A 20,672-nucleotide genomic window follows, 5' to 3' on the forward strand; every position below is an offset into this window, starting at 1 on the left:
GTGAAAAAAGCGTGACACAACCCTCGGTGACTATTGCCGGTTTCAGTTCACAATGCAGGGCGCGTGGGGAATGAGGTGTCGTTCAGTTTCCAGGGCAGATCGGCAGTCGAGCGAATGTCGTGGACGTCCTGCACCACTTTCAATAATTCCAGGGCATCGATGCGTTTTTGATCGACGGCGTTCGACAGAAGTGCCGCCAGCAGGCCCGCACGATCCGGCTCGGCCAGCCCAGCACATTGCTCGACGACCGCCCGCCAGGTTCGCTTCTTGAAGAATATCGCGCTTGCGGCTTCTTCGAGCCGTTGGCGCAACCGACTTTCCAGCAGCCCGCGATCCTCCATCGCATCGAGCGTTGCGCTGACATTGACGAGCGGTACCGTCAGCGGCTTGCTGCCGAGAGCGCTCGGCGCGTGCGTGAGCGCGACGGCGGCATCGTCGACCAGCCGGCCGGTGCGATAGTCTTCGAAAATGCGCCCGATCCCGATCATGCCGAATGAATGGCATTCGGCAGCGCGCAACGCGCCCATGCTTGCCGCCCCGAGAACCGCGACGCCGAGCGACAGAGCATGGAGAATTTCCTTGTGCCAGACCGGTGCGGCATATTCGAAGCCGCCGTCGATCAGGCCGATGACATTGGCACCCTGCTCCACCGCCGCCAGGACATCGCCTTGCGTGGCAGGCGGCAAGACGCGTATCCCCTCACCGGCAAGCGATGCCGCATCGGGAAGACTGGGACCTGCGAAAATGAGCTTCAAAACCCTATTGCCCTGGCAAGCGCCCTCGTTCCAAACCGCCGGGCGCGCTCCCCCTCCGGATTTTCGAGCTCGGGAATGACAATCTTGACGACACTGAACGGAAGCGTGTCGTCGCTGAGACGCACGGCGATCACCGAAGCAATCCGCCTGTTTCTCAGCGCGTCGAGCACATGCTGCAGCAACTGCGGCAGATCCTGCTGGTGATACCCTGCCGCCTCGTCACGGCCGATGGCAGCGGCGGGCGGTGCGGCAACCGCATCGAAGGCCTGCCGCATCAGCGGCGGCAGCCATCTTGAGAACGTTGCGGGAGAAATATCGTCCCTGGCTCCGCTGATATAGGTCAGCCGGGATTGTACAGCTTCCGTCACCGCCCGAATGGCGGCGCGCACGGGAGACGGATGAGCGCCGGTGCCGCCGGTCACCTCGACGAGGCGAATGTCCCTATTGCCGTGAAAATCCCGGGGGCCCAGGAGGGAATCCCCAGGACCCAGCATGGCGGTGAAACAGGGAATCCCGATGTCGCTGGTGATATCGAAGAGCCTGAGCGCCAATCCCGAGGTTTCGATCTTGTCGATCAACCCGTCCAGGGCGCCGTCCTCAAAGCCGCAGGGATCGGTGCAGCCGGCATAACGATCCGCTTCCGCGCCCACCTGCCACAACACATGGGCGTCACGCTCGATACGCTCCAGGACGCCGTGAAAGATCGCCTCCTCGACATTGTTTCCCGAGGCCAGGCCATCCGACGACATCCAGTATCGCGCGTCACGCGTGCGGTCGAGCACCACCGCTTCAAAGGGGATATAGACCTCCTCGCCGTTGAGGATATTGACGCCGGCAACCCATTCCGTCTCCTCGTCCGGTCCGAGATCGGGTTTATGGACAGCGGTCAGGCAATTCAGCGCGTCGGTCTTGTGCCCCATTGCCTGCAGACGGGAAGAGGTGCCGTGGACGAGATCGACGGAGGGTTCGCCGGCGACAGCCCGTTCGAGGGCTTCCATGACAGTGGATACTTTGGCATCGAGATCGGTCAGGCCCTTTCCCTGGGCAATCACGATCGAGCGGGAATTCGGGGCGTATGCGCACCAGACGGGGATTCCGACATCGTCCAGTCCGGTATGTCGCGCAACCCTGGTGATGCCGAACCTGGCCAAAAAAGGTTCGACGCGGGAAAGGGTTTCCCGCGGCGACATGATCCTGTCGGAATATATGGACTGGTGCGTCAGAATGCCGGCTCAGCCGTCGAAGTGACCGGAAAGGGCAACCTGCGCCGTCGAAACGGCGACGGCGAAATCGACGTCCTTCACCAACGTGCCGCCGAGTTTGCGCAAGTCGTTCGCGTTCGCCAAGTCTCCCGTCGGATTGAGAGGCTTGACCGTGCCCGCGTTGAGATCGGCAAGCCAGAGACCTGCTTCGCCGGGTATTCCTATAATGACTGCTGTTGCCATGTAATGCCCCTCAGCTCTTGTTAAAAACCAGCCCTCAACAGGCCCTCCCGATAAAGCTCTTTTTGCCACTGTTCCTTGATGGGAACAATGGCGAGCCACTTCTCGACGTCGAACACCGGGTTGATGCTTTCGGCGCGCTGCCGATGGAATAGCGCCCGTTTTCGATCGCCGATCATTGCGCAACTGGCCGCCGCGAGGCGGTGAGCCGGCGCTTTGTCTTTCATCGCCTCGACATAGGCGATGGCCTCCTCGTACTGTTCCAGGAAGAAGCTCGCTCCCGCAGCACACCAGAGATAGGCATCAGGCGCGATCGGATTGAGCGAAATCGCTCTTCTGATCTTGGCGAGCGCGTCGCCGGGGCGGGATGCATGCACGAGCGTGTCGGCATGGCTGTAGATGACATCGGCAAAATGCGGGCTGAGTTGTTCGGCCAGATCAAGTGCGGCGACACTGGCATCGACATCGCCGAGATAGAGTTTGGTGACACCAAGCTCGCGATGGCCCGCCGCCGATGCCGGATCCCGCTCGATGGCCCGAAGCGCGTTCTGCTCCGCCAGATGCAGCAGCTCATTGTTTCCCTGCGCCGTCACGAGCCACTCGCTGGTGAAGGTCCTCGCCAGCCCGGTAAATGACGGAGAGAAATCCGCCTTATGCGACAGCGACTGCTTGAAAGCTTTTCGGGCCCGGCGGATATGCGGCAATGTCAATTTGCTCATCAGGCTCGAGCCGACCAGATAGGCGTGATAGGCCTCAGGATTGGCTTCGAAGCGTAAGCGCTCTTCCTCGTTTTCAGCCAGCTCGCGGGCGACAGACATGGTCAACTGCTGCGCAATCAGCCGTCTCTGACGCGGCAATATATCGGGCGTCATCGTAAAGCGATTGGCCCAGATGATCTCGTCCGTGGGAAAATAAACCAGCTGGGCAAACAATCCCTCTTCGGAAAGCCGTGTATCCAGAAGATAGGCGATCGAGTGACGGGCGACCACGGCAGCCTTCTCGGAGTCGCGACGGATCTGGCCGGCCGTATGGGGCGCTACGATGGAAATGTTTCTGAGCGCGCAGAGTTCGATCGTGACGTCCTCGATCAGGGCGTTGGCAAGCGCAAGCCCGGCATCGGCATGTTTCGATGTCGGGGGAAGCAGCACCAGCCGAGGTAGGATCAGCGGCGCCTGCGATACGCGTTCGATGTCGGCAGTTGTCTCACCGCCGACCTCGAAACGCTTCACCTGCACCCTGGCATGGCCGTCGCCGTTCGGCAATCTCTCGCTGAGGGACGAACCGCCGGATAGCCGGTGCAGCAAGGCTCTCACCTGCTCGTCATTCGGATCCCGTTCGAGGATCTGCAGGGCGGCGCCGGAAATGGAGCGCGCAGCGCCGGGCTTTTGCGCATCCGGCAACGCATCCAGCAATGCCTGCCGCAAATGCAGCGCCTGAGCGTCCCGTTGCGCCCTGATCCAGGCGTCTATCAGCTTTGTCGCTGGTTTGATATTTCCGATGAACCCACGCTGGGTCAGTTCGGCGATCGCGTTCAGCCGCTCCAGCGGCGAACCGCCGGCGCGAAAAATATCGAGATCGCTGGAAACCGCCTGCGTGTTGAGGCGAACCGTGGTGGCGGTGAAATCGAAGGGCATTTCGGCGCGTCCGCCGTCTGTCTCGCGGATGCGGGAAAGCAGTTTGCGCAGATTGAGCCGCGCCAGCTCGGGTTCGACGTCATTCCATAGAAACTGCGCCAATTCATAACGGCTGAGTTCATGGCTCGCGCCGGCATAGAGATGGGCCATCATCAACAGGCCCTTGATCGGATAGCGAACCGGGTCGCCGTTCGTCTCGATCAACCGCAGATCGCCGAATGTCTGCAGGTGGAGCACGATCCGTCCTCAGCTGTTCACAACCGAATCCTGCAGCTCACTGTCGCTGTCAGGCAATCCCGCGACTGCCAGGCTTTTGGCCAACGCCACCAGCTTTTGCCTGATATTCGGATCCTCGATGGCGATGAATGCCTTGTTGAGCGCCAGCCCCTCCTTCGAGGACAAAAAGCTGTTCAATTCATTCGTCGCGCCGTCGATCGGCCCGGCGCCGCCGTTCTCGAAGAAAAAGCCGACGGGCACGCGAAGAATCTCGGATATGCGCTGAAGACGGCTGGCGCCTATTCTATTCGTTCCCTTTTCGTATTTCTGGATCTGCTGGAAGGTAATGCCCAGAAGTTCGGCCAAGCCGTTCTGGGTCATCCCGAGCGTCTTTCGCCGAACGCGCACGCGGTTGCCAACATAGACGTCAATCGAATTCGGCGATTTAGCCTTCATGTGAATAAGTCTCCCGCTTTATCAGCACGCCCGGCTGTATAATGGAGAGTTTAAGCAAGAATGCAACTAAAAGTAAATATTTCGTAAGGATTTTTTTCAGCAGCGCACACAGTAAAAACAACCTGTGGATTATCGCAGCAGCACCATTTGGCGCGGGTGCACCTGCGCGCTCTATCGCGCACTTCGCAGCGGACGAATGCTATCCAAAATCACTGCCGCGAGAGGTTTTTGCGCAACGGCGATCATCGACTTGGCGAAAGCGGGAATTCTTCCGACATACTCAAAAACGAACATTGTCGAAGCCGGCATCCAGCAGCAGCGTGCTCAGCGTGTTTTTCGACCAGAACTTGGTATGCCCAATGACGAGGCACAAAGGTGCCCAATTGCCGACAAGAAGCCAAAGATATTTAACGGATAAATGTATACTGCTGGATTTAGACAGCCCGATCGAAACACCTTCTCGCGCGCCGGAGAAGACAAGCTTGCCCGATAATTCGTCGTCCGCATATGCAAAACAGCCGGTGGGGAAACCGCGGGTTCCCGTGGTCTTCTGGTTGCTGCTGACGATTTCCCTCTCGCTGGTCATGGGAACGGTCCTGCTTTCCAACAACATGAAACACTTAAAGACGGTTAGCCACTATTTTGGCTTCGATCTCTTTCCCCCGGAGGTCAGACCGCCTCCCCCCAAAGCCCTTCCCCGCCCCACACCACCGGCCACCTTCATGCTTCCATTGCATGTCATCGAACCGCCGATGGCACAGACCGCGTCGACTTTCCTGCGAACATGGCGGATATCCGGCACCGCAATGTGTGCGGCGCTGCGCAATGCCGGCATCGAAACCAGCGACTGGGCGGCGGCGAGTTTCAACGCCGATACATTTGAATGCTTTTTCGAGCAGAGCGGCAAGCGGGAGAAGGATCAGCTCCCGAGCTCCATCTTCGTCATCGTTCGCGGCGACGCCGCCGGCACGATCAACAATATGCGCGTGAAAATCATCAATCCCGAGACCGATGAAAATGGCCAGCTCGATCCCGCCATTCTGCGAATTTTCGAAATCATGCTGCGGCAACCGCAATGGCTCGATTTTCACGAGACCCTGAACGCGATCAAGAATCTGAAGGACATCAAGGAAGACGGCTTCGGAGCCAGTATCGGCTTCACCCGCGAGGTGCTCAATCCCGGGAATTACAACTTCACGCTCTCGCTGGATGCAACTTCAGGACCTCAGAAAAGTACAAGAAATTATTTTTCCGGCAGAAGATGGCTGCCGTTGCCGGACCCCGCAGTCGAGATCGACAGCGCGCAACCGGAATCAGTCTCCAAGCCCCCCAATACCGAAGCGCCGGCTGAAGGTCAGGAACATCGGCATTAGGTCTTCGGCTTCATCCCATGCACGGACTGATCACGCCATGTGACTCGCATCGTCGTGATGTCTGGCCATTATCTTGTAGAGCTCTTTCAGACTGTCCGCACTCGGCCGTTCGGTGCTGTCTCCACTCGCCAGACGCCAGACACGCTCGACATTGAGGTCCTGCGTGACTTGCGCAAGCTCTTCGTTCAGCGAGCGAATGACGATTTCCGATCGGCGCAACCGCCACGACATTCTGACCAGCGCTGCGAACGGGAGGGAAATGATGCCGATGATGCCGAGAACAAGGACCGCGAACTGCCAGTCATCGAGAGCAGAGAGACCGTTTCGAACGGTCGCCATAAAAAAAACGGCATTTTGAAATGCCATATGAAAATAGCTCATCAGATAGCTGGACCAATCTTCCATCACGAGCGCCCTCCCCCGAGCGGTTTATATCTTGGGTTTATGCTGAAAAGTCTAGCAGACACCAATAATATCCCCTGCCGGGAAAGTATATTAGAGGTTGTATTACTCTGCTGAATTGAACGCGAATCTCGTGATGGATCGGTGCCGACAGGCCCGGCCTTTCAAATTCCACCGCGGACATGAAAAAAGCTAACAGTGAGAGATAGAATGAATAGAAGACGTTTCCTCGCCTCGGTTCCGCTCGCTCTGTTGTATGTCCGTACGGGCCAGGCCCTGGCACAGGTGCCTGCCGCTGCAGGCCTGCGCGTCCTTGCCGACGGGAGGTCGTTCCGATTCGGATCGGCAATCGATTTGCAAAACATCAACGATCCAATCGCTGCCGGGATCTACATCGACAACGTCAATTCAATAACGCCGCGAAACGAACTGAAGTGGAGTGCGACGGAAAAGAGACCGGGTGTTTTCAGCTTCGGCAGCGCCGACCGTATGGTTGCATTTGCGCGCAAAAACAACATGAGGGTTTATGGCCACACGCTGATCTGGTATCGCGTCCCGGGCTGGGTGTCTGATATCACCGACGCAAAGACCATTCAGGCGACGATGAACCGTCATATAAAACAGGTTGTCACTCGCTATAAGAACTCGATCGATGCTTGGGATGTGGTAAACGAACCGTTGGAGTATGATGCACCGGATCTGCGGGATTGTGTTTTCCGACGCCTTCTTGGCGACGATTATATTCGTATGAGTTTCGACATGGCGCACCAGGCCAATCCCGGCGCAACGCTGGTCCTCAATGAAACGCATCTGGAGAAAAAATCCGACGTGTTCGAACAGAAGCGCGCGCGCATCCTGAAAATCGTCGAGGATCTCGTCGCCAAAAAAACGCCGATCAATGCAGTAGGTCTGCAGGCGCATTTCCGCCCCGGCCTCGACCGGATCGATCCGGAAGGAATGGGACGCTTCTGCGCGGCGCTGAAGGACATGGGTGTCGGCGTTTTCATCACCGAACTGGATGCGTCCTGTCACTTCCTGAACCGCGACAAAGCCTTCACGCCGGCATCCTACGCCGATATTTTCAGTGACGTGATTACCGTTGCCGCCGAACATGGTGACTTGAAAGGCGTGACGGTATGGGGCATGTCGGAAAAATACGGCGAGCCCGATGAGAAAGCGACCGATCCCGCTGCGGCTTGCACGAAGCGCGTTAATCTTTACGACGAAAACAATGCGCCACGAAGTGCGGTTGATGGGATCCGGCGGGCAATAGAGGCGATGTGATGCGCAAGACAACGGAGACGCAAACAGATTCATGAAAAAAGCCGTTATTTATGTGGAAAAATTTTTGCCTGCCAGCCAGGCATTTGTTCTCAACCAAGCGGTAGCGTTTCGTTCTTTCGAAGCTGAAATTCTTGCTGGCTCGCGAATTTCTTCGGCCCATACAAAAAAATCCACTGTTCCGGTTCATGACATCCGTCGGTCGCCCGTTGCACGGGCCGGTGAACTGCTTCTGAAAATCCCGCAGATCGGTCTCCCCTTCCTCTTTCCCGCGATCGGAAAAGCCGATCTCGTTCATGCCCATTTTGGCAAGAACGGGTATGTCATCGGCCCATTGGCGCGCGCCGCCGGCAAGCCGCTGGTCACGACGTTCCACGGCTTCGATGCCACCTATCGCGGTGATCCGAAAAAGCCGGGCGGCTTCAATCAGGTGCGTTTCTTCGCCAAGGGCCGGAGCGAGATGGCCGGCTGGAACAGCTGGAACATCGCCGTGTCCGATTTCATCCGCGACCGGCTGCTGGCGCTCGGCTTTCGTGCCGAACGCGTCTATCGCCATCACATCGGCATCGATCTCGATCTCTTCAAAATGGAGCCTCGTCCGCGAAAAAAAGGGCTCGTGGTTTCAATTGCCCGCTTCGTCGACTACAAGGGCCATCGTTTCATGATCGATGCGCTTTCACGGGTGGCCGCCGCCGGCACCCCGGTCGAATTCGTCATGGTCGGCCAGGGCCCGTTGAAGGAGGAAATCGAAGCACTGGCGCGTCGTTCCTTGCCAAGCGTCACGATCCATGAAAATCTGTCGCAGACTGAGATAAGAGATCTGCTCGCCAGTGCGGAGCTTTATCTTCATGGAAGCGTGACCCTCGACAATGGTCACGCCGAAGCTTTCGGCCTCGCCAATCTAGAGGCGGAAGCCGTCGGTACTCCGGTCGTCGCATTTCGCTCGGGAGGCGTGGGCGAAGCGATCGAAGAGGGGAAAACTGGTTATCTCGTGGAGGAGCGGGATGTCGCGGGAATGGCGGAGGCGGTCGGAAGGCTGCTCAACGACCAGGCTCTGTGGACAGCCTTTAGCGCGCGGGCACCGCTTCTGGTGGCCGAGCGTTTCGACTTACGTCGCCAAACGGGGATGCTCGAGGACTATTACAGTTCCGTGCTAGACGAATTTTCCAGCCGGGGTCGGACTTGATGGTGCAGACAGGAAAAAAGCCGAAGTGGGGACTGAATGTATTTCGGCCGCTGCGGAACAGCATTGTGACGGCCAAATGGCTTTACTATACGAAGTTCTGGGGAATGGACATCGATCCGACGGCAAGCTTTTCCTTGAGCGTTCGTTTCGACAAGACCAACCCGAAGGGATTGCATATCGGCGCGGAAACTTACGTCGCCTTTGAGGCTGCGATTCTCACCCACGATCTCACACGCGGGCTCTACCTCCACACGAGGATCGGCAAGCGCTGCTTCATCGGCGCCCGCAGCATCATTCTGCCCGGCGTCGAGATCGGCGACGAATGTGTCATCGGCTCGGGCTCGGTGGTAACCAAGAACGTGCCGCCGCGCTCGCTCGTGGCGGGAAATCCGGCAAAGATAATCCGCAGCGACATCAAGATCATTTCGCGTTACGGACGCATGGCACGCGAAGACGAGACGGTCTCGCAGATCGTGACGCACTTGCCGACTGGAGAAGCACGATGAAGATGTTTGCCTACCGGGGGAAACACGAGAATTTTGGCGACGAACTGAACCATTGGCTCTGGGAGCGTCTGCTGCCCGGCTTCTTCGATGAGGACGAAAGCCAGCTCTTTCTCGGCATCGGCTCGATCCTCTACGACAATTTCGACCCGAACATGCAGAAGATCGTCTTCGGCTCGGGTTACGGTGGCTACACCAACCCGCCGAAAGTCGACGGCAACTGGACGTTCTATTTCGTGCGCGGAAAGAAGACCGCCGAGGTCCTCGGCATCGATCCGAGCTACGCCATCGGCGATTCGGGCATCCTCACGCGCAGCTGCTGGGATGCGAAAAGCATCGAAAAGCGTTACCCGGTCTCCTTCATGCCGCACTACGAAAGCGCCATGTACGGCAGTTGGGATAAGGTTTGCGAACTCGCAGGCATTCACTATATCGATCCGCGCTGGCCGGTGGAAAAGGTTCTGACCGAAATCAGCGCATCGCATAAAGTGGTCTCCGAGGCGATGCATGGCTGCATTATCTCAGACGCGTTGCGCGTTCCCTGGCGGGCGATTCGACCGATCGCGCCGGGGAACCGAGCCAAGTGGTACGATTGGGCAAGTGCGCTTGATCTGGAGATCGACTTCGACCCGATCGGCCCGTCAAACGTCGTCGAAGCAGGCGCATCACTGGTACGGAACAACACCTATCTTTTGAAGAACATAACGTTCCGCCACCGCCGCATCCGGCAGCTCACCGGCAATTATGTCTTCGGGTCGACGGTCAAGACGCTGCAACGGGTAGCAGAGAAGCCGGGACAACTGAGTTCCGACGAGTCCATGGTAAATGCGCACAACAGAATGCTGCTGGAACTGGATCGGCTGAAGCAGGATTTTTCCAAGAAAGCGGCAAGCGTCCTGTGACCCTGCAAACCCGATTCGTGACGAGGCGATAAGGCATGATCCTTTCTAACTTCATCAACCCCCTCTCTTCCCGCAAGGGGGAGAAATACTTTGGATGGGCGCTCGGCCCGCTTCAACGGTCAGTGTCCTTGACGTGCGGAGCCGTTCGACCATGAGCAGTGTTACCGACCGGCTGATCCAGGGCAGCATGTGGCTGAGCCTGTCCCGCGCCATCGTCAACGGGCTTTCGGCGCTCAGCACCTTCGTTCTCGCCTGGTACCTCGCCCCGTCCGATTTCGGTCTCGTTGCCATTGCAACGACGATCCAGATCATTCTGAGTTCCGTCACCGAACTCTCGCTCAATCAGGCGCTCATCCGCCACGAGGACCCGAGCGAGGTTCATTTCAGCGCGGTTTGGACGCTGAGCGTGACAAGAAGCGCGATCCTGGCTTTGCTGTTTGCCGCCAGTGCCTTTCCAATTGCCGAGTTTTATAACGAGCCCCGGCTGACAAGCGTCATGCTGGCTTTGAGTTTCAGCTTGCTCCTGAGCGGCCTGGCCAATCCACGTCGCGTCATGCTCCAGCGTGATCTGATCTTCTGGCAGGAATTCGTTCTCAACGTATCGCAAAAGCTGGTCGGCTTCGTCGTGACGGTGGCAATCGCTGCGATCTACCAGAGCTATTGGGCGCTTGTTCTTGGCACCCTCGCCTATCAGATTACCAATATCATCGTTTCCTATACCGTCTTGCCGTTCTGGCCGCGCGTAACCTTCCGGCATGCGCGGGAATTGTTTTCGTTCTCGCTCTGGCTGACGGCAGGACAGATCGTCAACACGCTGAACTGGCGGATCGAATATCTGCTGATCGGCAAGATGTTGGGAGCCACGCAGCTAGGCCACTATACCGTCGGCAACACCCTTTCGACGCTGCCGACCCGTGAGGCCACGGCACCATTGAACCAGACGATTTATCCGGGCTTTTCCAGAGTGCGCAACGACCCGGTCCGGCTGATCGCAGCCTATCAGCGCGCGCAGGCTCTTTTGGCTGCAGTGGCGCTTCCGGCTGGAATCGGCATGGCGGTCGTGGCTGATCCATTGATGCGGCTCGCCTTGGGAGAGAAATGGATTCCCGCCATCTTTATCGTCCAGGCGCTTGCATCGGTCTTTGCTCTGCAGACGCTCGGTTCACTCGTCCAGCCGTTGGGCATGGCAAAGGGTCATACCAAGTTGCTGTTCATCCGCGACGCCCAGATGCTGGTGGTCCGCGTTCCCATCATCATCGTCGGCCTGATGATTGCCGGACTTCCAGGCGTCGTTTATGCGCGTGTGTTGACGGGTCTGATTTCCACCGCGGTCAATATGCTTCTCGTCAAGCGGCTGATCGGCCTGCCGTTCTTCCAGCAACTCGGGGCCAACTTCCGCGCGCTTGCCAGCGTCGCATTGATGGCCGCCGGCGTCTGGGGACTGTCACATCTCCTGAACATGCCGACCGATAAGCTGGGCCTGGCTCTCCATCTGGCCATACTGGTGATCACCGGCGGTATTCTCTATGTCGGTTCCAGCTTTGTCCTTTGGCTCGCGATGAAAAAGCCAAATGGCCCGGAAACCGAAGTTCAGCGTATCTTTGTCAAGTTCCTGTCAAAAGCCAAACGTATGGCCTTACCCAAATCGGCCTAAAAGCTAAAACGAACATCAACAAGAGAGGCAGAATGACCAGCCAATCCAGAACGGAGCTGATCGCAAAACTTAATGGTATGATCCATGATTGCCTGAAAGACTATGTCTCACGCGATGAACCGCTTGCAATCCTTGATTTCCCCGACATCCGCAATTGCGGCGACTCCGCAATCTGGCTGGGCGAAATGGCCTATCTGAAGGATCGCTTCGGCAAACGCCCGGACTATGTTTCGAGAACGGCGGACTTCTCCGCAGATGAGCTGAAAAAGCGCGTGCCGACCGGTCCGATTTTCATTCATGGCGGCGGCAATTTCGGCGACATCTGGGTTTCCCATCAGGATTTCCGCGAAGCCATCATGGAGCGTTTCCCGGATCGGCAGATCGTCCAGTTCCCGCAGTCTATCCACTACAGTTCACCTGAGCGCATCGAGCAATCCGCACGCGCAATCGCGCGTCATAAGAATTTTGTCCTGCTCGTGCGCGATGAAGAATCGAAGGAATTTTCCGAGAAGCACTTCGATTGCACCGTCCGGCTTTGCCCCGACATGGCCTTCGCCATCGGGCCGCTGCCGGACAGGGCAACGCAAATCTCCGTCCTCGCCATGCTGCGAGAGGATGCGGAACGGGTTGGCGGCACCGATCGCAAGATCCCTTCCGATATTCCCGTGGAAGATTGGATCACCGAGTCGAAACGCAAGGTTGATATCGCCAAGAAGTTGGGGGCAGCTTCGGCTTTCCTGGCACTGAAGCCGAGCGAAGTGGCATTGCGCAAGCTGGACGCCGCAGCGCACAACCGCTTCGAGCGCGGCATCAGCCAGATTTCACGCGCTCGCGCCATCGTTACCGATCGCCTGCATGTCCATATCTGCTCGCTGCTGCTTGGCCGGCCGCATGCCGTATTGGACAACAGCTACGGAAAGATCCGCCGCTTCATGAATGCCTTCTCCGGCGGGACCGACCTTTCATACAAGGCAACATCGCTTGAAGATGGAATCGAGTGGGCGCGTCACCAGGCCGGGCAAGGAGCGCGCGGATGACAGAGACGCTGCCCGCTTGCAGGATCAGGAGGTAATCCGATGACACTTGTCACCTTCATTATCCCGGTCCGACATCAGGACAATGCCCGCGACTGGAGCAGGTTGAAGGCAAATCTGACCCAGACCGTGGCTTCCATTTCCAACCAGACCAATGGGGACTGGCGCGGCATTATCGTGGCAAACGAAGGCGCCGATCTGCCTGACCTGCCGGAAAAATTCTCCGCCGTGCGTGTCACCTTTCCGCCGAACGACCTGCATGAGCTTGGAAAGGGCAGCAAGGAAGACTTCCTTGATGCCTTCCGGGCAGACAAAGGCCGTCGCGTTCTGAGCGGCATGTTGAACGCCACCGACAGTCGCTTCTTCATGATTGTCGATGACGACGATTTCGTCAGTTCACGAATCGTTCAACACGTCTCCGAAAATCGGGACGCCAACGGATGGACGATCGACCATGGTTATATCTGGGACGATGGCGGCAACTTCCTGTTTGGCCATGACGACTTCAGCCATCTCTGCGGTACCTCATTGATCATTCGTGCCGATCTCTACGAACTGCCGGAACGCTTTGAGGATGCTTCGCTCGATTGGATCAAGTCGATGCTGGGCAGCCATGTCCGCATAGCGGATATTCTTGCGCAACGCGGAGCGCCGCTCACGAAGCTTCCCTTTCGCGGGGCGGTCTATCGGGTCGCCCACGGGGGATCGCATAGTCAGGCACCGAGCCTGCTGCGACAGTATTTCCTGAACCGCGGCGTACTCACCAAACCGCAACGGTGGTTGCGCAATCTTCGCAAGCTGAGGATAGTCGGCGAGGGTCACAGGCGCGAGTTTTTCGGTAAGACGCGGTCGAACCCCGCGTAAGCGTCGATCCCATTCGAACATCGCACAGGCGGTCAAAATATGAAGCTCTTCTCTTTCGACTTCACCAAGAGGGTTGTTAACTGATGTCGGATCTATTGGTCAGCGTGCTCTTTTCATCCTACAATGGCGCCAGCCGCCGGCTGCGCCATACTTTGGATTCCTTGGTGCGCCAGGAGCTTCCCCATGATCGGTGGGAACTGATAGCCGTCGACAACAATAGCAATGACGGCACGTTTGATCTTTTGCAAACCTATAGCGACGAGCTTCCCATCACCATCCTGCAGCAGCGCAAGCCGGGAAAGTCCGGCGCGCTGAATATGGCCTTGGATCGGGTGAAGGGGGATCTCGTCGTCTTTACGGACGACGATGTTCGTGCCGAACCGAACTGGCTGAAAGCGATCGTCGACTGCGCCGCAGCCCATCCGAGTTATGGCGTCTTCGGCGGCAGAATCGTCCCTGAATGGGAGCAAGAACCAAAAGACAGGTTTATCGAATGGATTCCGATGGGATCCACCTTTGCGATAGTCGATGACACCCAAAGCGGACCGTGTGACCCGACGAAAGTCTGGGGCCCGAATACGATCGTCCGGCGAGAGCTGCTCGGAACAAGCGTGCGCTACCGCGAAGATATCGGTCCTCTTCCCGGAAAGATTTTTGCCATGGGTGAAGATGCGGAAATCATCATTCGCCTGGCGGCCAATGGCGCCAAGTCCTATCGATGCGCCGAGGCCGTGGTCCATCATTGGATTCCGGCATCAAGCGTGACGGAGGATTGGGTACAGAAAAGAGGCGAGCGGCTTGGCTACGGCATGCCGGCGCTCTTTCCAGACGAGGTGCCTGGAGGGGTGAGGTTAAGCGGAGTTCCGCTTCCGACTTGGATCGAAAGCGCACAATGGGCTTTCCGGGCAGCAATGCTTTATCTCATGCCGCGATCGAAGAAACGTTTTTGGGCGATCTGGAAATATTACTACATGCGCGGCTATCGCGCCGGAATTCGCCGATACGTTACTCAGACGATGACACAGTAATTCATTGCCGAGGAGGCAGTAATTTAAAATCTACGGTGCCCATCAGCAATTTATGGCAGTATGCGGCCACGCAGCGACAGCGTTCTATGGCAGGCCAAGTCATCGGTAAGGCGTGACCCAATCCGCACTGGGGAGCGATCAGACCAAAATGAGGTCCGGAGCATCAAATGAGCAAAGTCAAGGTCACAATACTGTTCTCAACTTATAACGGCGAGAAAACCCTGCCAACGATGCTTGACGCACTATGCGCTTCGACCCTACCGAAGGAAGAATGGAAAATCGTAGCAGTCGACAACAACAGCAGCGACAACACTGCATCAGTCTTGAATTCCTTTAAGGCGCGGCTTCCACTGGAAGTTTATTTTGAGCTAAAACAAGGCAAACAACACGCATTGACTTTGGGCTTCCGCCATCTGGAGGGCGAACTCGTCATTTTAACCGATGACGACGTCATTCCCGCGCCGGATTGGATCGAGCAGTTTCTCACCTTAGCGGATCAGCAGCCACAGTTTGCCATATTCGGCGGCCTAATAACGCCCGAATGGGAGGAAAGGCCGGCATCGTGGCTCATCAAATACGGGCATCTGGGGATTCTTTATGCGCTAAATGACGGTTTACCCGAGGGGCCGATTTCAGCGGCATTGATATCTGGGCCGAATTCGGCCTTCCGTCGTTCCATTTTAGGATCCGGTTATATCGTTCACGACGGCCTCGGCCCGGATGCCACTGTCGCTCAGTTCCCCATGGGCGAGGATACTGCTTTCGCTCTCAGGTTGGAGAAGAATGGAGCCAAGGCTTTTCACTCGCGACGTCCCGGGGTTCGGCACATTGTCAGGAAGGGCTATGTGAACGAAGGCTGGGTTTTGCGGCGCGGCGAGCGTTATGGCATGGGCTTGGTTATCGTTCGGCCGGACCTCTTCGACAGCAAAACGAAAATTGGCGGACTGCCCATCGCTAGCGCCTTGAGATGGCTTCTGATGGTGCCGGCCAGCGTTGTCGTCAAGAGATTTCCGCCAAGCGGCGTTCGCTTCAAATTGCTCTGGGCGCAGTCGGTGAGACAGGGGATCCTGCGGCAATTTCTCAAGCAGCGATCTACGATGAATAAAACGATCTACTCTCAGGTGGGTGCCAAATGACGAAAGTACTAAACCGCGGCATCGACAGGAAGTGCTCCAACTGCGGAGGCAGCGGGCAGGATTTTCGCACGTCAGGAGGCGAGTGGGTTTGATGACGGATCCGAGAATTAGTGTCATCTTTTCGTCCTTCAACGGCGCCAGCAGACGGCTTCAACAGATGCTGGATTCGATGTTGGGGCAAAACCTTCCAGTCGAACAATGGGAACTGATTACCGTCAACAACAACAGTAAAGACGAAACACAGGAGCTTCTCGATCAATATGCAAAGAAGCTTCCAATTGTCGTTGTTAATCATACCCGCCCAGGCAAATCAGGAGCTATGAACGCAGCTCTGGCGATCGCTCGAGGAGCGCTGATCGTTTTTACGGACGACGACGTCGAGGCAGATGCGAACTGGTTGAGTTCGATCGCTGCATGCGCGGAGGCGAACCCGGATTTCGGCGTTATCGGCGGCCGAATTCTTCCAAATTGGGAGCATTATCCCCATGGGGATCCGCTGTTGGACTGGATTCCCATGGGATCAACCTTCGCCATAGCCGACCAGGAATCCAGTGGCCCATGCGACCCGACGAAAATTTGGGGTCCGAACACGACTGTGCGTCGCGAATTGCTTGGCAGCAATATTCGATTCCGCGAAGATATCGGGCCGCTTCCAGGAGGTCTTTTCGCAATGGGAGAGGATACGGAAATTGTCAGCCGCCTATCCCGAAGCGGCGTGAAAACCTATCAGTGCGCCGAGGCCATTGTTCATCATTGGATTCCAGCCTCCAGCGTGACAGAGGCTTGGGTACAGAAGCGTGGGGAACGTCTCGGCTATGGAATGCCAGCGCTCTTCGCCGAGGACATTCCAAAAGGTATAAGGATCGGGGGAATCCCCTTAAGAACCTGGATCGAAAGCGCCAACTGGGCGGTTCGGGCAGCTCTCCTTTATCCTTTGCCGCGATCAAAGAAGCGGTTCTGGGCCATCTGGAAGTACTATTACATGCGTGGTTACCGCGCCGGACTTCGCCGATACGCACCGGCAGTAAATCATTCTGGTCGACTAGCGCAGGAGGTGGTGCATTGAAATTATCGGTGCTTATCAACAATTTCAATTACGGCCAGTATTTGCGCCCATGCATCGACAGTGTTCTGTCGCAGGTCTATCCCGACTTCGAAGTGATCGTGGTTGACGATGGCTCCACCGATGATTCTCAAGAGATTCTTGCTTCCTATGGCGAGCGGATCCTGACCGTCTTGAAGGAAAATGGCGGCCAGGCCTCGAGCTTCAATGCCGGTTTTGCGGCCGCAAGCGGCGATATCCTTTTTCTCCTCGATGCCGATGATGCGTTTTTGCCTGGCAAACTCGCGCGCATCGCCGAGATCTACGATCGCAACGAGATCGACTGGTGCTTCGACCGCGTGACGACCGAGGAAAGCGACCAGCCTCCTGCAGAGTTGCAAGTGACCTTGTTCGACAAGCGGGATACGCTGCGCAAAGGCGGCTTTCCCTCGCTTCCGGTGCCGACCTCCGGCTTGAGCTTCCGCCGCGAGCTGCTGTCCCAGATCCTGCCAATGTCTGTCGCGAAAGACGTCGTCCTCAGCGACAATTACATCAAGTTTGCAGCCGCCTATCTGGGTCGCGGCGCCATCGTCGAAACACCGCTTACCTTTCAACGCATTCATGCCTCGAACCGCTATACGGGCACAAGCAGGGCAAAAACACTGCGCCCGCGGATCATGATCGCGACAGGATTGGAACTGGCACGCCGCTATGACGGCCTCCAGGCACTCGGCAAGAGCCTCGTGGCCGGCGGAATTGCCGAAACGACATCGCTTCTGAAGCTCCCGAGCGAAGCTCGCAACACAGTGGCCGGCGGTCCGTTCGGCGATGCTGCCGCGACCGAAGTGGCCTTGATGGCGGCGCGCAAGCGTTTGGGAAATATGCTGCGGAGAGGACAGTCATGAATCAGCAAGAGACTTTTCCGCATTCATCCGTCGGCACAGAAGGAGGCGCCGCACCGCCGAAGATTGCCGTCGGTGTGCTGACCTATCGGCGCCTCGACGGGATCGCCAAGCTGCTTGACGTCATGACGCGCCAGGTCAGGCACCCGGCTCGCCCCTATCATCTCACCATGGTGATCGTGGATAATGACGCGGCCGGCAGCGCGAGGACCACGGTAGAGAGCTTTGGCCAAACAGGTGCCTACGACCTGATCTACGTCATTGAACAAAACCAAGGCATACCCTTTGCACGCAATCGCGCACTGGACTCGGCACCTCCAGGCACTGACCTCTTCTGCTTTCTCGACGATGACGAATGGCCCGTCGACGGCTGGCTGGATGCGATGCTGGAGACACGGGAGAAAAACCGCGCCGATTGCGTCTATGGCCCCGTCCAACCGGTCTATCCGGAAAACCCGCCGGAATATTTCATCAAGGCAAGAGTGTTCGAGCGCAAAAAGAACAAAGACGGTCAACGCATTTCTTATGCGGCATCGAACAACGTCATGTTCGACTATCCCCTGATCCGTTCATGGAATCTGCGTTTTGAAGAGAAGATGCGCTTCACCGGGGGCACGGATTACCTTTTCTTCAACCAAGCCATCCGCCGTGGCATGCAGGTCTTCTGGGCTGACAAGGCGCTTGTCCATGATATTGTTCCGGCCAGCCGGATGACCTGGAAATGGGTGTTGCAGAGACAATACCGGCTCGGCAATACCTTCGCAGTCAGCGAGGTCCTGCACGGCAACCTGAAGCGCCGGATCTACCGAGCGGCCTATGGCGCCACGAGAGTTATGCTTGGGCTGGCCATGCTGCCGGCGATCCTGATTTCACCCTATTGGGGCATGCGTGCCCTCACCCATGTTCTGCGCGGCGCGGGCATGGTTAACGGGATTCTCGGACATGCATATCAGGAGTACAAACCCAATGCCGCTCACTGATTATTTGCGCGGGCGCGCTCGGATGAGATTTGGTCGTTATGCTGTTTCAGACGAAAACATCATGCGTAATTGCCGGTTTATCAACTTCATGGCTTCAACCAACCGGGCCAGAAATGGTACACTTCTACTGAACTATCGTGACGCAATCGCTGTTCGAACAGAACGGTTTTCGCCCTTATCCATCGGTCAAATATAGGAGATGCCTGTCTATGACTGAGAAAAAATTGAAGGTTCTCGCTGCCTCGTCAGGAGGCGGCCACTGGGAACAGCTGATGGCCATGCGCGGCGCATTCGAGGGCTGCGATATCGTCTTTGCAACGACCATCCCGGGACTGCTTGCAAAATACGATATTCGCGGCGGACTAGTCCTTCCCGATTGCAGCCGCGACTCGATTACCATGTCGATCCGGTGCTTTTTCACCGCCTTCTCCATCGTCATCAAGCACAGGCCCGACGTCATCATCTCGACCGGTGCCGCACCCGGGCTTTTTTGCCTGCTGGCCGGCAAATTGACGGGCAAGCGGACGATCTGGATCGATAGCGTCGCCAATGTCGAGAAGCTGTCTCTATCGGGTAAACTGGCCGGCCATATTGCGACGCTCTGGCTCACGCAATGGCAACATCTGTCGAGGCCGGATGGCCCCCATTACGCAGGAGCTGTCCTTTGATCCTTGTCACCGTCGGAACGCAACTGCCGTTTGATCGCCTCGTCAAGGCTGTAGACACCTTCGCAAACGAACTGTCGAAACCGGTTCTGGCGCAGATCGGCAAAGGCACCTACACGCCACAGAATATGAAATGGATCAAGAATATCGAGCCCAAAGACTTTGATAACGTCTTTCGCGATGCAAGTGTCATCGTCTCTCATGCGGGAATTGGCACAGTGCTTACGGCCAAGCGTTTTGGAAAGCCGATCATTCTCGTTCCCCGACAGGCGGCTCTCGGCGAGCACCGAAACGATCATCAGCTCGCCACGGTGAGCCAGCTCGTGGGCCGGCCGGGCATCTATGTCGCACACACCGATGACGATCTCCGGAACTATCTGCTCGAAGAGCTGGATAGCCCATCTCACGAAGATTCGTCGGAAGCCGGTCGGGCTTCACTGGTCACCTACCTGAAAAACTATATTACGGCAGTCTGACCCCGAGAGCCGTCATAGCCTCTGACCCTTACGAACGAATTTTCATTCTCCGCAATTGTTGCCGGCGATATGTTTGACAAGCTCAGGCGCAATGATTTTGGAGGCTATGTCGGGCAGAGGATGTACGCCATCAGGAATTGCCGTGGCCAGATCATCCGGCGTCAGACGCTCCCAATTGGGCCGGTGGTCGACAAACTCCAGAGCACGTTTTTGCGCCTCCGCCTCATGTGCGGAGACATAACTGTCGACAAAGGGACGGATCAGCCCACGCAATCCCGAAAACGGATTCATGGCCATGACGATGATCCGCGCTTGCGGAAGGCGCTGCTGGAGTTGGTCGAGGATGTCGCCAATATTCTTTCGGCTTTGCGCAAGCGACACGAACCGATGCAATGTCGCATCATTGGCGTAGAGCTCAATCAGGATGATATCCGGCTGCTCGGCAACGACGCGATCAATCTGGGTCAGAGCCCACAGTGACGTTTCACCGCTTTTTGCAACGCTCTCGACCTTCACCGGCTTCTGCAAGCAGGCTGCAAGCTCCGTCTCAAGGGCAGGCTGCCATCCCCCTCGCGCCGTCAAGGATGTTCCGAAGGCCACTATTTTCAGCGGCACAGGACTATCGGCATAGCCGTTCCTGACCGCCGAAAGCATCAACAGACACGCCAGAAACAGAACCAGTCCATAGACCGGTCGCCTCTCAATCGGCTCCGCTCGCCAAAACTGCAAACATATCATGAG

Annotated in this window: 22 protein-coding genes and 1 pseudogene; 15 read left to right on the forward strand and 8 right to left on the reverse strand. The window is 57.1% G+C overall.

The features are described from left to right. Window positions 1-47: 47 nt before the first annotated feature. The 6 genes and pseudogenes from BA011_RS14295 to BA011_RS14320 form a co-directional block, all read right to left on the reverse strand. On the reverse strand, window positions 48-755 hold the full coding sequence (locus BA011_RS14295; protein WP_065280957.1) for a TfuA-like protein: 708 nt from the start codon (window positions 753-755) through the stop codon (window positions 48-50). After that, on the reverse strand, window positions 752-1,945 hold the full coding sequence (locus BA011_RS14300; RefSeq protein WP_065280958.1) for a YcaO-like family protein: 1,194 nt from the start codon (window positions 1,943-1,945) through the stop codon (window positions 752-754). Before BA011_RS14300 ends, BA011_RS14295 begins: the two co-directional genes overlap by 4 nt. A gap of 42 nt (window positions 1,946-1,987) precedes the next feature. Continuing rightward, on the reverse strand, window positions 1,988-2,200 hold the full coding sequence (locus tag BA011_RS14305; RefSeq protein WP_065280959.1) for a hypothetical protein: 213 nt from the start codon (window positions 2,198-2,200) through the stop codon (window positions 1,988-1,990). A 20-nt stretch (window positions 2,201-2,220) separates the two neighbouring features. Next, window positions 2,221-4,068 (reverse strand): peptide antibiotic resistance protein, encoded by a 1,848-nt coding sequence (locus BA011_RS14310; protein WP_065280960.1) that lies wholly within the window; start codon window positions 4,066-4,068, stop codon window positions 2,221-2,223. Window positions 4,069-4,077: 9 nt separating this feature from the next. After that, window positions 4,078-4,503 carry a helix-turn-helix domain-containing protein gene (locus BA011_RS14315; protein WP_003542102.1) on the reverse strand — a complete coding sequence of 142 codons (426 nt, stop codon included), beginning with the start codon at window positions 4,501-4,503 and terminating at the stop codon, window positions 4,078-4,080. 171 nt (window positions 4,504-4,674) lie between these two features. Further along, window positions 4,675-4,861: pseudogene (locus tag BA011_RS14320) on the reverse strand (hypothetical protein); the annotation flags it as partial. 124 nt (window positions 4,862-4,985) lie between these two features. On the opposite strand from BA011_RS14320, the gene BA011_RS14325 reads away from it, so the two are divergent. Then, window positions 4,986-5,876 carry a DUF6030 family protein gene (locus BA011_RS14325; protein ID WP_065280961.1) on the forward strand — a complete coding sequence of 297 codons (891 nt, stop codon included), beginning with the start codon at window positions 4,986-4,988 and terminating at the stop codon, window positions 5,874-5,876. A 30-nt stretch (window positions 5,877-5,906) separates the two neighbouring features. On the opposite strand, the gene BA011_RS14330 is transcribed toward BA011_RS14325, so the two are convergent. After that, window positions 5,907-6,281: a hypothetical protein gene (locus BA011_RS14330; protein ID WP_065280962.1), complete on the reverse strand. Its 375-nt coding sequence runs from the start codon at window positions 6,279-6,281 to the stop codon at window positions 5,907-5,909. A gap of 207 nt (window positions 6,282-6,488) precedes the next feature. Here BA011_RS14330 and BA011_RS14335 point away from each other — a divergent pair, with 207 nt between their 5' ends. The 14 genes from BA011_RS14335 to BA011_RS14400 all read left to right on the forward strand — a co-directional run bounded on the left by BA011_RS14335 (window position 6,489) and on the right by BA011_RS14400 (window position 19,931). Continuing rightward, on the forward strand, window positions 6,489-7,562 hold the full coding sequence (locus BA011_RS14335) for an endo-1,4-beta-xylanase (RefSeq protein ID WP_065280963.1): 1,074 nt from the start codon (window positions 6,489-6,491) through the stop codon (window positions 7,560-7,562). 31 nt (window positions 7,563-7,593) lie between these two features. Continuing rightward, entirely contained in the window at window positions 7,594-8,745 is a 1,152-nt protein-coding gene (locus tag BA011_RS14340; RefSeq protein WP_003542111.1) for a glycosyltransferase, read from the forward strand. Continuing rightward, window positions 8,745-9,251, forward strand: a complete 507-nt coding sequence (locus tag BA011_RS14345; protein ID WP_003542119.1) for an acyltransferase — start codon at window positions 8,745-8,747, stop codon at window positions 9,249-9,251. The genes BA011_RS14340 and BA011_RS14345 overlap by 1 nt, the downstream gene beginning before the upstream one ends. Then, complete coding sequence (pssM, locus tag BA011_RS14350; RefSeq protein WP_065280964.1) at window positions 9,248-10,150, forward strand: exopolysaccharide glucosyl ketal-pyruvate-transferase; 903 nt, start codon at window positions 9,248-9,250, stop codon at window positions 10,148-10,150. The genes BA011_RS14345 and pssM overlap by 4 nt, the downstream gene beginning before the upstream one ends. Window positions 10,151-10,301: 151 nt before the next feature. Further along, complete coding sequence (locus BA011_RS14355) at window positions 10,302-11,804, forward strand: lipopolysaccharide biosynthesis protein (protein ID WP_065282538.1); 1,503 nt, start codon at window positions 10,302-10,304, stop codon at window positions 11,802-11,804. Between the two features lie 32 nt (window positions 11,805-11,836). Further along, on the forward strand, window positions 11,837-12,841 hold the full coding sequence (locus tag BA011_RS14360) for a polysaccharide pyruvyl transferase family protein (protein ID WP_003561855.1): 1,005 nt from the start codon (window positions 11,837-11,839) through the stop codon (window positions 12,839-12,841). A 39-nt stretch (window positions 12,842-12,880) separates the two neighbouring features. Further along, the gene (locus tag BA011_RS14365) at window positions 12,881-13,702 is read left to right on the forward strand and encodes a galactosyl transferase (protein ID WP_065280965.1); all 822 of its coding nucleotides are present in this window, start codon (window positions 12,881-12,883) and stop codon (window positions 13,700-13,702) included. Between the two features lie 83 nt (window positions 13,703-13,785). Continuing rightward, window positions 13,786-14,730 carry a glycosyltransferase gene (locus tag BA011_RS14370; protein ID WP_065280966.1) on the forward strand — a complete coding sequence of 315 codons (945 nt, stop codon included), beginning with the start codon at window positions 13,786-13,788 and terminating at the stop codon, window positions 14,728-14,730. 167 nt (window positions 14,731-14,897) lie between these two features. After that, window positions 14,898-15,866: a glycosyltransferase gene (locus BA011_RS14375; RefSeq protein WP_065280967.1), complete on the forward strand. Its 969-nt coding sequence runs from the start codon at window positions 14,898-14,900 to the stop codon at window positions 15,864-15,866. A gap of 91 nt (window positions 15,867-15,957) precedes the next feature. Continuing rightward, window positions 15,958-16,932 carry a glycosyltransferase gene (locus BA011_RS14380; RefSeq protein ID WP_065280968.1) on the forward strand — a complete coding sequence of 325 codons (975 nt, stop codon included), beginning with the start codon at window positions 15,958-15,960 and terminating at the stop codon, window positions 16,930-16,932. Then, on the forward strand, window positions 16,929-17,813 hold the full coding sequence (locus BA011_RS14385) for a glycosyltransferase family 2 protein (protein ID WP_065280969.1): 885 nt from the start codon (window positions 16,929-16,931) through the stop codon (window positions 17,811-17,813). The genes BA011_RS14380 and BA011_RS14385 overlap by 4 nt, the downstream gene beginning before the upstream one ends. After that, window positions 17,810-18,790 (forward strand): glycosyltransferase family A protein, encoded by a 981-nt coding sequence (locus BA011_RS14390; protein WP_065280970.1) that lies wholly within the window; start codon window positions 17,810-17,812, stop codon window positions 18,788-18,790. Before BA011_RS14385 ends, BA011_RS14390 begins: the two co-directional genes overlap by 4 nt. Before the next feature lie 209 nt (window positions 18,791-18,999). Beyond that, complete coding sequence (locus BA011_RS14395; protein WP_011653119.1) at window positions 19,000-19,458, forward strand: glucuronosyltransferase; 459 nt, start codon at window positions 19,000-19,002, stop codon at window positions 19,456-19,458. After that, window positions 19,455-19,931 carry a glycosyltransferase gene (locus tag BA011_RS14400; protein ID WP_017961662.1) on the forward strand — a complete coding sequence of 159 codons (477 nt, stop codon included), beginning with the start codon at window positions 19,455-19,457 and terminating at the stop codon, window positions 19,929-19,931. The genes BA011_RS14395 and BA011_RS14400 overlap by 4 nt, the downstream gene beginning before the upstream one ends. Before the next feature lie 42 nt (window positions 19,932-19,973). Here the strand turns inward: BA011_RS14400 and BA011_RS14405 are convergent, their stop codons facing one another. Then, window positions 19,974-20,669, reverse strand: a complete 696-nt coding sequence (locus BA011_RS14405) for an SGNH/GDSL hydrolase family protein (RefSeq protein WP_065282539.1) — start codon at window positions 20,667-20,669, stop codon at window positions 19,974-19,976. Window positions 20,670-20,672 lie beyond the last annotated feature (3 nt).

This window comes from Rhizobium leguminosarum, from assembly GCF_001679785.1.
GTDB lineage: Bacteria > Pseudomonadota > Alphaproteobacteria > Rhizobiales > Rhizobiaceae > Rhizobium > Rhizobium leguminosarum_R.

Bases quoted from the DNA above. Each gene is read 5' to 3' on its own strand.
- BA011_RS14300 (WP_065280958.1), bottom strand. From the start codon at position 1,945: ATGTCGCCGCGGGAAACCCTTTCCCGCGTCGAACCTTTTTTGGCCAGG.
- BA011_RS14305 (WP_065280959.1), bottom strand. From the start codon at position 2,200: ATGGCAACAGCAGTCATTATAGGAATACCCGGCGAAGCAGGTCTCTGG.
- BA011_RS14315 (WP_003542102.1), bottom strand. From the start codon at position 4,503: ATGAAGGCTAAATCGCCGAATTCGATTGACGTCTATGTTGGCAACCGC.
- BA011_RS14330 (WP_065280962.1), bottom strand. From the start codon at position 6,281: ATGGAAGATTGGTCCAGCTATCTGATGAGCTATTTTCATATGGCATTT.
- BA011_RS14335 (WP_065280963.1), top strand. From the start codon at position 6,489: ATGAATAGAAGACGTTTCCTCGCCTCGGTTCCGCTCGCTCTGTTGTAT.
- BA011_RS14340 (WP_003542111.1), top strand. From the start codon at position 7,594: ATGAAAAAAGCCGTTATTTATGTGGAAAAATTTTTGCCTGCCAGCCAG.
- BA011_RS14345 (WP_003542119.1), top strand. From the start codon at position 8,745: ATGGTGCAGACAGGAAAAAAGCCGAAGTGGGGACTGAATGTATTTCGG.
- pssM (WP_065280964.1), top strand. From the start codon at position 9,248: ATGAAGATGTTTGCCTACCGGGGGAAACACGAGAATTTTGGCGACGAA.
- BA011_RS14355 (WP_065282538.1), top strand. From the start codon at position 10,302: ATGAGCAGTGTTACCGACCGGCTGATCCAGGGCAGCATGTGGCTGAGC.
- BA011_RS14360 (WP_003561855.1), top strand. From the start codon at position 11,837: ATGACCAGCCAATCCAGAACGGAGCTGATCGCAAAACTTAATGGTATG.
- BA011_RS14365 (WP_065280965.1), top strand. From the start codon at position 12,881: ATGACACTTGTCACCTTCATTATCCCGGTCCGACATCAGGACAATGCC.
- BA011_RS14370 (WP_065280966.1), top strand. From the start codon at position 13,786: ATGTCGGATCTATTGGTCAGCGTGCTCTTTTCATCCTACAATGGCGCC.
- BA011_RS14375 (WP_065280967.1), top strand. From the start codon at position 14,898: ATGAGCAAAGTCAAGGTCACAATACTGTTCTCAACTTATAACGGCGAG.
- BA011_RS14380 (WP_065280968.1), top strand. From the start codon at position 15,958: ATGACGGATCCGAGAATTAGTGTCATCTTTTCGTCCTTCAACGGCGCC.
- BA011_RS14390 (WP_065280970.1), top strand. From the start codon at position 17,810: ATGAATCAGCAAGAGACTTTTCCGCATTCATCCGTCGGCACAGAAGGA.
- BA011_RS14395 (WP_011653119.1), top strand. From the start codon at position 19,000: ATGACTGAGAAAAAATTGAAGGTTCTCGCTGCCTCGTCAGGAGGCGGC.
- BA011_RS14405 (WP_065282539.1), bottom strand. From the start codon at position 20,669: ATGATATGTTTGCAGTTTTGGCGAGCGGAGCCGATTGAGAGGCGACCG.